Genomic DNA, 6,473 nt, shown 5'->3' with positions numbered 1-6,473 from the left:
TGATACCTGATGTCACGCCGAATGGCGTTTTTTATTTGCCACCAACTGGGTGGCTAACTTCATTCTATAATCCACCATTTTCTTAGATATGCTAAATAATCCTTATCCGGTAATTCGGAAAGGATTGATTTCAAATAATTAAATTGTCAAGTCACGGTTGTTTACTCCTCAAATTAAGAAAATTCGTGTTGCTAAATATAGAAAGTTAACGCAAGCCAAAGTATCATTTTCCATTGCTAAAATGTGCTTTACATAATTAGTTGGAATTTAAAGCTAAATAATAAAATTATTCATAAATAATTTCTATCCATAGCGTTGATAAATTAATCCCCCCAAAAATCACAGCATTAAATTATCAATTGCTAATACTTTAGTAATTAATCCATCTCCTTTTATCACGTACACAATTATAGTATAACTAATTTACTAAAAAGGTAAACCAATTAGATCATTTTCTTGTTTTTGTTTATCAACTAATCTATTATTTTATCTATATACTATTTGGCAAAAAGAAAAATTATTTAGCGACTTCTTTCATGATCATTTATTCATTTGATGTCTAAAAGTAGTACATATTCAATAGTCTCAAGTGTTGGTAATCGGCGCATATTGGTGTATTAATTATCAGGTCGTCTGTTTTCCATGTTAGTCTGTTAAAATGATTATCTACTGATTAAATTTAGACAGAGAAAATAATTAACAGGTACTACACGTTTTACAATTATGTAGTACCTGTTATTTATTTCATATTGCTTTCTAAGCCTTTTTAAGAGAATTCGATCAATTTATCGTTTAATTCATTAAACACTCTAAATTAACCCTTACTTCAGTTTTCATGCTGAATTATGAACTACTGCAATGAATTCTTTTAATGCTTTATAAAATAAAAGGCTCCGATTCCCTAATGGAGAATCGAAGTCTTCTTTTTTTGCCAGCTTTTTTACTAATTCAGTTTATTTAAAAAATGGTGTATTTTTGGTGTACACACACCAAGATTACTAACTTTTTACAAGCTAGTAACTAAATTTGTCTAAATTCACAGTGTCGTCGAAAAGCCGTCACATCAGGCTTTTAGACTACTTTTTCTTATTCTTCTTACCCTTTTTGCTATCCTTAGTTTCCTTTTCCGGACGCATGGTTGGGAAGAAGAAGTATAATTGCTTACAATACCTTCTTCTGGCATTTCACATTTTTTCACACGTTTAAATGACTACAAATACTATCATATCAACCATTTTCGTGATCATAAAAATTATAGGATATCATTTAGTTCAAAACATGTGAAAAAAGTGAGAAATCATAGCCTTAAACTAACATAAAAAGCCTATAACAAATACGGTAAAAACGTATTGTTATAGGCTTTTAGTATGTTTCTAGTGCTGACTAGAGGATTCGAACCTCCGACCTCCGCATTACTAATGCGATGCTCTGCCAACTGAGCTAAGTCAGCAATTTGCCAACACAAATTAGTATAGCAGAACAGTTCCAAAATTGGAAGAGGTAATTTCAATTAATTCGGATCAATTAGTCCACAACCATCATCATAACTATTTCGTGTAATCGACGTCCTTCGTTTCCTTCGTCAGCAACCAGGAGACGACAGCCAACACTGAGAGAGCCAGCATGTAGTAACCTGCCGAATGCAAACCATGATTAGCGATCAGCCAGGTTGTTACAGTTGGGGCAACCGCGGCACCAACTACTGCCGCCAGATTGTATGTGATCCCCGCCCCGGAGTAACGCACCTTCGTCGGGAACAATTCCGGCAGGACAGCGCCCACTGGACCGTAGAGGGTTCCCATTACCAAGAAACCGAGACCCAAGAAAAGCAGAACCCCGACTAAGTTGTGCCGACCAGAAAGGAAATACGGAAAGACCAGGGAGAACACAACCAAGGCCACTGAGGCAGTGAGGAGGACTTTCTTTCGCCCTACTCGGTCAGCCAGCACCGACGTGAGCATGATCAGAACCGCAAATTCAACGATGGCGCCCATCAGAAGCAACAAGAATTCCGAAGAACTAAAGCCGAGAGCCGTCGTAGCATATGACAGCGACCAAGTTGTCAAGGTAAAGAACAGGGCGTAAGTAGCACCCATGATGAAAGTTCCCTTTAGGATTTCCCGCCAATTAGACTTGAAGACTTCCCGCAGAGGTGACTTCGTAGTATTGTCACGCTCCTGAGCAAGTTTGAATAATGGTGTTTCCTGGAGCCGGCGCCGGACATACAAACCGATAACAACGAGGACGGCAGAAGCCCAGAATGGAACTCGCCAGCCAAAGGTCAGCATTTGCGCTGGGGTTAAAACCCCTTCTAAGACAAAGAATAAACCGTTGCACAAGAAGAAACCGATCGGTGCGCCCACTTCGGGGAAAGCACCATATAGTGCCCGTTTGTCCGCTGGAGCGTTTTCGGTTGCCACAAGCACGGCACCCGACCATTCACCACCCAGGCCGATTCCTTGAACGAAGCGGCAGAGACAAAGGAGAAGGGCTCCCCAGACGCCGACAACCTGATAACTTGGGATAAAACCGATGGCCACGGTTGCCACTCCCATCACTAATAGGGAAACTACCAGGGTCTTCTTCCGACCCAAGCGGTCACCATAGTGGCCAAACAGGAAGGAGCCGACGGGACGAGCAACGAAGGCCACCCCGAAAGTTAACAGACTCAGCAAGGTTGCAAGCAAGGGTGTCATCTGCGGGAAAAAGACTTTGGGGAAATAGGCAGCAGAAGCAGTCCCGTAGGCATAGAAGTCAAAGAATTCAATCGCTGTACCCATCATTGATGCCAAAATTACTGTTTTGACGGGATCGCGTTTGACGTTCAGTCGACTACTGGTTTGGGGGGTGTTAGTTACTGTACTATCCATAATGTTTACCTCTCATTTTAATTTAATCTATGAATCACCATCACGCTTAGTTCGAATGTCGCTTTCCATCGTCCTCACATCCTTTCAACAAAAAAAGCCAGCTAACTGTTGAACAGTCAGCCGGCCGACAGAGAATGTCTTTACCACTGCTGTTCACATCCCTTGTCTGATGATGCGAACAGCATTAATTATCCGCATCACCTAGTTAATGACCCGAATAATAATAATGTTTGCTTGTGCATTCATGGTGAAAAACATTGTTCTGTCCTCGCTTTCGTTTTAGTTGATGGCTAGTATATTATCATGGACAAAATTAGAAATCAATAGTTATTTAACATTAAATTTTAATCTTGGCGTTTATCACTCTTACCTTCCACGGTTACCACAAGCATCCTCGTTGACTCCAGCAAGAGTCGTTCCGACATTCTGCCTTCGCGCTTTTCCACTTTGAAACGCAAAAAAGCCTGCTGTCGCAAGCCTTTTACAGCTTGGACAACAGACCCTATTTTGCCCTTCGAATTTAGTTACGCCGCTTCTTCTTTCCGGTATCGAAACCAAAGAGAGCAGCTAAACCAGCTAACATAAAGCCGAAGATGCCAGTCTTAGTATTGGCGTCATTACCAGTCTGTGGTAATTGCGACTGACTAGTTTGACCAGTGCTGCCATAAACATTACGGCCGTTTGGCGGTGTTGGTAAGCCGCTGTTATCGTAACCATTCGGTGGCGTCGGCAGGTTGTTATTGCCATAGGAGCCACGTTTGCTTGGTGGAGTTGGCAGACCGTTGTCCCCATCATCTGGTGTGGTAGGAACACCATCGCCATGACTATGTGGCGTAGTAGCATCCGGCTGTTTCGGACTGTAGATCACAGTTACCGTAATGTCAGTCGTTTCCACAGTAACGGGCTGTGATGACACCAGCTGAGCATTAGGAGTATAACCCGGAACTTCCGGCGGAACGATGGCGGTCAGCGTCTGACCGTCTGGCGTCCACGGATTCCAAGTAATGATCTTAGTGACTTTATCCCGCGTTCCGGTCCGATTAAATGTGGCCTGCTGAACCGTATCGCCGTGAACCGGTTGTCCATGATCATCGACATAATGCACCGTCCGCATCACCGTCTTGTGATCCGTGATTGTTGCAGTACCATGTTTCAAATGCACCTCATAGCTTTGGTCATAGTTGTCATCGTTATCAAAGATGATCCCTTGGCCATTGGTGCCATCAGAAACAAGATCATAGCCCTGATCTTCGTAGTCTTGGATCGTCGCCGTCGTTGTGTAGCCGGAATAACCATTCGATACCCCACTTAAGCTCTTACTAAACAGGGTCGTGCCGGTGGTGTCATCGATGTAAGTTACTGTCGCCTTTTGGACATCTGGCGTGTAAGTGACAGTCTCATTGATGTCGCCATGATCATGGCCGACGTTGTCGATTGCTGGAATCGAAGCCTTGTCAGCCGTGTACCCTGGCTCATCTGGCGAAGCTACTTCTGGGAAGCTTTGGACTGACGTCCAAGTATCGCTAATTACTTCACCAGTAACTTTATCGATCACCTTGGTGTTTTCAAAAGTCAAAGTCTGCTTCTTTGGCTTTAGATTATTAGGAACTGGCGTTCCGTCAGAGTTCTTGTATGTAACGGTTTCAGTCACAGTCTTCGTCAGACTCGTCTTATCAGTGCCCTTCGGATACTTCGGGCTATCTGGATCCTTCGGATTAATCGGCGTGTTCGGTGTGTCTGGACCTGGATTCTTTGGTGTGACGGTGACTGTACCATGTTTCAAGTGCACTCCATAAGTCTGATTGTTTTTGTCATCATGATCAAAGACGATCTCTTGGCCATTCGTCTGATCGGAAACAAAGTCATAACCCTGATCTTCATAACCCTTGATCGTATCCATAGTCGTGTAACCTGACTTAGCATCCGACTTACCAGTCAAGTCTTTACTCGTCAACGTCTTACCAGTCGTATCATCAATGTACTTAACCGTGGCCTTTTGATTATCTGGCGTGTAAGTAACAGTCTCATTGATGTCGTCATGATCATGGCTGACGTTGTCGATTGCTGGAATCGAAGCCTTGTCAGCCGTGTATCCTGGCTCATCTGGCGAAATTACTGCTGGGAAGCTTTGCACTGGCGCCCATGTGCAGCTCTGGTTCCGCAGCTTTCTGCGCTTCCCGTCGTTTCGCTGCTAGATAAAGCTGGATTCCCTGCTGAATATCTTTGAGGATAGCAGGCGACAGCGGACGTGCCTTGAGCGGGTGACCGAGGCCAAATGCTTGCCGGACCAGGCGATCAACTTCGTGGAAGAAAGCATTGAGTTTGACGCCCCGTCGCTGGCACGGTTGCCAGGATGTACAGTAGTACTGCCGTTTTTTTAGCTGGTACTGGCGTTCGGAGTCGATGATATAGGTTGACTGCTGCGGATCTTGCCGAAAATAGAAGACCGCGTTGCCAAAGAAATAGCCAGTGTTGATCTTTTGTTTGCCCACTAAAGTCATCACTCGGGCTGCCGGATCCGCCACGAGCTCTTGCCAAATGATTTGAAAAAGCCGAGCAAATTCCTCCTCATTATTTTGGTAGAGCCGGCAATGCTGCAGATAAGTTATCCAACCGGCAAAGACCTTGAGCAATTCCGCGGCCGAATAATCTTGCGGATGCCGAACAATGTAGTACTGCCGATCTTCTGCAATCCTATCCGCAAAGGCTTCGTTGGCTGCCTGGTGGTTGAGCCCATAATACAACACGTAGTCTTGCAGCCATTGTTGCAGGTAAGCTACCATCTTTTTGCCGTAGGATGGCGCATAATGCTCTTGGAAAGCCCGCAACTGTTGATAGCCGCTCAAAGGATCAGTTACACCGATATTATTCAGCAATTCGTAGATGTATACGTAGGCATAGGAAGTGCTGTTGACGCTGAAGTGGCCCCCGCGCAGTCGTGTTCGCCAAGTAAAGTAGGTGTGTAACTGAGCCAGGTTCATCGAATGATAGTCGGGGTAATAGCGCTGAAACTCTGCGATCGGTTGGTAATCATCTGAGCCTGATAATCCGACCTTGTTTGCTGGTGCGACAAATGAATGAGCTGCTGGGAGATCATTTTTTGACCGCTTGTTGCGGTTTGAAAGGCATAGTCCAATACGTTCTGAAGGTCGTGATCGCTAACTTGATCAAAATTGACCCCGACCCAGCCATCTTTTTTGATCATCGTTGGCGGCCCGAAATAGTCATTTTGTTGAATAGCCGGCGCAAAAGTCGGACATTTTAAATCTAAACGCGGCTCATCTTGCGATAAAAAGGCAAAAGCCGGTTGCGACAAGGAAAGCCGCAGCTCTTCTTGATGCACCGGATCCGCCGGGCTAGTGATGAAGGAGAGACCATACTTGTGAAACAGGTAGTTTTTTAATTGCTGGCGATTCACGTAGCTATCCCTCCTTTATTCGTACGTATGTTCTAGTTTGCATTATACCAAATTTCATTTTTATGGCAAAAAAAAACACAGGCTGCTTAACAGTCTGTGTTATGTTTTTGCGCGGCAGTGCCCTATCCTCGCAGGGAGCGATCCCCCAACTACTTTTGGCGCGCTGAAGCTTAACTGCTGTGTTC

At 44.5% G+C, this 6,473-nt stretch carries 3 protein-coding genes and 1 tRNA gene; all 4 read right to left on the bottom strand.

What is annotated here, in order from left to right:
* Positions 1-1,377 precede the first annotated feature (1,377 nt).
* The 4 genes from QOR82_RS08575 to QOR82_RS08560 all read right to left on the bottom strand — a co-directional run bounded on the left by QOR82_RS08575 (position 1,378) and on the right by QOR82_RS08560 (position 6,007).
* A tRNA-Thr gene (locus tag QOR82_RS08575) sits at positions 1,378-1,450 on the bottom strand.
* A 97-nt stretch (positions 1,451-1,547) separates the two neighbouring features.
* Positions 1,548-2,870, bottom strand: a complete 1,323-nt coding sequence (locus QOR82_RS08570; RefSeq protein ID WP_283584332.1) for an MFS transporter — start codon at positions 2,868-2,870, stop codon at positions 1,548-1,550.
* Positions 2,871-3,390: 520 nt separating this feature from the next.
* Positions 3,391-5,004, bottom strand: coding sequence for a mucin-binding protein (locus tag QOR82_RS08565; protein WP_283584331.1), 1,614 nt, complete (start codon positions 5,002-5,004; stop codon positions 3,391-3,393).
* The gene (locus QOR82_RS08560; protein ID WP_283584333.1) at positions 4,970-6,007 is read right to left on the bottom strand and encodes a TerB N-terminal domain-containing protein; all 1,038 of its coding nucleotides are present in this window, start codon (positions 6,005-6,007) and stop codon (positions 4,970-4,972) included. Before QOR82_RS08560 ends, QOR82_RS08565 begins: the two co-directional genes overlap by 35 nt.
* Positions 6,008-6,473 lie beyond the last annotated feature (466 nt).

The sequence above is a fragment of the Limosilactobacillus difficilis genome, assembly GCF_947387495.1.
In the GTDB taxonomy this organism is placed as follows: Bacteria; Bacillota; Bacilli; order Lactobacillales; family Lactobacillaceae; genus Limosilactobacillus; species Limosilactobacillus difficilis.
This window is presented reverse-complemented; position numbering and strand designations above follow the sequence as displayed.

What these genes read in the sequence shown, in the direction of transcription:
- QOR82_RS08570 (WP_283584332.1), bottom strand. Translation starts at nt 2,870, where the DNA reads ATGGATAGTACAGTAACTAACACCCCCCAAACCAGTAGTCGACTGAAC.